5 protein-coding genes are annotated in these 3,141 nt (G+C 71.2%); all 5 read left to right on the top strand.

Annotated elements, in window-relative coordinates:
* The coding region (locus HW445_RS24180) for a hypothetical protein (RefSeq protein ID WP_180223060.1) at window positions 1–286 on the top strand (286 nt) is incomplete at its 5' end.
* Window positions 283–792: a roadblock/LC7 domain-containing protein gene (locus HW445_RS24175; RefSeq protein WP_180223059.1), complete on the top strand. Its 510-nt coding sequence runs from the start codon at window positions 283–285 to the stop codon at window positions 790–792. The genes HW445_RS24180 and HW445_RS24175, both read left to right, overlap by 4 nt.
* On the top strand, window positions 789–1,190 hold the full coding sequence (locus tag HW445_RS24170; protein WP_180223058.1) for a DUF742 domain-containing protein: 402 nt from the start codon (window positions 789–791) through the stop codon (window positions 1,188–1,190). Before HW445_RS24175 ends, HW445_RS24170 begins: the two co-directional genes overlap by 4 nt.
* Complete coding sequence (locus tag HW445_RS24165; protein WP_180223057.1) at window positions 1,171–1,818, top strand: ATP/GTP-binding protein; 648 nt, start codon at window positions 1,171–1,173, stop codon at window positions 1,816–1,818. Before HW445_RS24170 ends, HW445_RS24165 begins: the two co-directional genes overlap by 20 nt.
* A 63-nt stretch (window positions 1,819–1,881) precedes the next feature.
* Complete coding sequence (locus HW445_RS24160; RefSeq protein ID WP_180223056.1) at window positions 1,882–3,114, top strand: styrene monooxygenase/indole monooxygenase family protein; 1,233 nt, start codon at window positions 1,882–1,884, stop codon at window positions 3,112–3,114.
* The last annotated feature ends 27 nt before the right edge of the window (window positions 3,115–3,141 follow it).

Raw genomic sequence — 3,141 nt, 5'->3', positions numbered from 1 at the left:
CAAGCGCACGCCCAAGGTGGTGTCGGCCCCGGCTCCGCGTCCGCGCACCGGCGGGGTGGACGCCGAGGCGCTGCGGCGCAGGCTGGGCGGGTTCCGTCAGGGCTCGCAGGCCGGCCGCCGCGACATCGAGGCCGAACTGGCCGCGAAGAACGGGGAGCCGGGCGCTCAGGGGGCGCCGGGCACGCGGGGGGACCGGGACGACGAGGACGCCGACGCGCCTCGCCCGCGTCAGGGGACCGCAGCAGAGCAGGCCATGGGGGGCACCGTCGAGGAGGCAAGCAGTTGACCGCGCCCAGCACCGTCGGACTGAGCAGTGAGGCTCGCAACCTGCACTGGTTGTTGACCAACCTCGTCGAGGAGGTGCCCGGACTCCTGTCGGTGGCGGTCGTCTCCTCCGACGGGCTGCTCCTGCTCTCCTCCGACCCGGCCGACCACACCGCCGCGGAACGGAAGGAGGCCAAGGCCCCCGCCGGTCCGCGGGGATCCGCCGCCGACCTGGCGACCGTGGTGTCCGGCATCGGCAGCCTCACGGTCGGCGCGTCCAAGCTGCTGGACTTCGGGGGAGTCCGCCAGACCATGGTCGCCATGGAGGAGGGGAGCCTCTTCGTGACCGCGATCAGCGACGGCTCGCTCCTGGGCGCGCACGCCTCGCCCGACTGCGACATGAGCGTGATCGCCTACCACATGGCGCTCTTCGTGGGCCGCGCCGGACATGTGCTGACCCCCGAACTCCGCAGTGAGCTGCGCGACTCGCTGGAACGCAAGGCCGGCCCCGTGAGGAGCGGACGATGAGTGCCCCCAAGCTTCCGGTGCGCGGCGGGGAGAACCGCAAGCCCGCCCGCGTGCGGCCCTATTCGCTCACCGGCGGCCGGACCCGCTTCGGCCACGTGCTGCTGGTGGAGACGTTCGTCGCGGCGCTGGACGCGCCCCCGGAGCGCAAGGAGCTGCCGAACGGCTCGCTCGTCGGCCGGGTGATGCCGGAGATGCGCGCCATCGTCGAGCTCTGCCGCCGGATGCGCACGGTGGCGGAGATCGCCGCGCTGCTCAAGATGCCGCTGGGTGTCGTCCGCGTACTGCTGAGCGACCTCGCGGACCAGGGAAAGATCCGCGTGTACGGGTCCGGACACGCCTCCGGCCGACCCGACCGCGCACTGCTCGAAAGGGTGCTCCATGGCCTTCGCCGTCTCTGACGTCGTGAACCCCACCGTCTCCGACGCCGTCGAGGCGGCCGAGGAGGAGGACCTCCGGCCCTGGCAGACCGACCGGAACCGGGCCCCGGTGGCCACCAAGATCCTGGTGGCCGGAGGGTTCGGCGTCGGCAAGACGACCATGGTCGGCGCGGTCTCGGAGATCCAGCCGCTGGAGACCGAGGCCTTGATGACCGAGGCCAGCGTCGGCACCGACGACATCACCGCCACACCGGGCAAGACCACCACCACGGTGGCGATGGACTTCGGCCGCATCACCCTCGACGACGACCTGGTCCTCTACCTCTTCGGCACCCCCGGCCAGCAGCGTTTCTGGTTCATGTGGGACGACCTCGCCCGCGGTGCGGTCGGCGCCGTGGTGCTGGCGGACACCCGCCGGCTCAAGGACTGCTGGCCCGCGCTGGACTACTTCGAGAGCTGCGGGCTGCCCTACGTGGTGGCCGTCAACCACTTCGACGGCAGCGAGCGGTTCGAACCCGACGACGTCCGGGAGGCGCTCTCCATACCTCCGGCCGTGCCTGTCATGATCATGGACGCGCGCAGCCGGATCTCGGTGATCGAGACCCTGCTGGGCCTCGTGGGCCACGCGCTCGAGGCTCTCCCCGAATAAGGCCCGCCTGTCAGATCCGATCAACCAGGCGCGTCGCAGCGTCCTGAGTAGGAGACATTCCGCATGCGGAAGATACTCGTCGTCGGAGCCGGTCAGTCCGGTCTCCAGCTCGCCCTCGGCCTGCAGCAGCACGGCTACGAGGTCACCCTGATGTCCAACCGGACCGCGGACGAGATCCGCTCCGGCCGCGTCATGTCGACGCAGTGCATGTTCCACACCGCCCTCCAGCACGAGCGGGACCTCCAGCTGAACTTCTGGGAGTCCCAGGCGCCGAAGATCGAGGGCCTCGGCGTCTCGGTCGCCGGCCCCGAGTCGCAGCGCGTCGTCGACTGGGTGGGCAGGCTCGACGGCCACGCCCAGTCCGTGGACCAGCGGGTCAAGATGGCGGGCTGGATGGAGACCTTCGCCCAGCGCGGCGGCCAGCTCGTCATCCACGGCGCGGCCGTCTCCGACCTCGACTACTTCTCCCGTACCTACGACCTGGTCCTGGTCTCGGCCGGCAAGGGCGAGCTGGTCTCCATGTTCGAACGGGACGCCTCCCGCTCGCCCTACACCGAGCCGCAGCGCGCGCTGGCGGTGGCCTACGTCCACGGCCTGGGCCCGCGTCCCGAGCACCCGGAGTTCGACGCGGTCCGCTGCAACCTGGTGCCGGGCGTCGGCGAGCTGTTCATCATGCCGACGTACACCGTCTCCGGCCGCGCCGACATCCTCTTCTGGGAGGGCGTGCCCGGCGGCCCGCTGGACGTCTTCCGGGGCGTCAAGGACCCGTCCGAGCACCTGGCGCTCACCCTGGAGCTGATGGAGCGCTTCACTCCCTGGGAGTACGCGCGCGCCACCAACGTGGAGCTCACCGACGCGGGCGGCACCCTCTCCGGCCGGTACGCGCCCACCGTCCGCAACCCGATCGGCCGGCTGCCCGGCGGCGGCTCGGTGCTCGGCGTCGCCGACGTGGTCGTGGCCAACGACCCGATCACCGGCCAGGGTTCCAACTCGGCCTCCAAGTGCGCCGCCGCCTACCTGGCGGCCATCGTCGAGCACGGCGACAAGCCGTTCGACGACGACTGGATGCGGGCCACCTTCGACCGCTACTGGGCGACCGCCCAGCACGTCACGAAGTGGACCAACGCCATGCTGGCCCCGCCGCCGGAGCACGTGCTCAACCTGATCGGTGCCGCCGGTCAGCTCCCGCCGGTCGCCGACCGGTTCGCCAACGGTTTCAACGACCCTGCGGACTTCGAGAACTTCTTCTTCGACCCGGACAAGGCGAACGCCTACCTGGCCTCCGTCAGCGGCTGACGCCCGGCACGCCGCGACAGCCCTGGT

This window comes from Streptomyces sp. UH6 (assembly GCF_013421635.1).
GTDB classification, from domain to species: Bacteria; Actinomycetota; Actinomycetes; order Streptomycetales; family Streptomycetaceae; genus Streptomyces; species Streptomyces abyssomicinicus.
The sequence above is the reverse complement of the archived record's forward strand: the minus strand, read 5'-3'. Positions and strand labels throughout refer to the sequence as shown.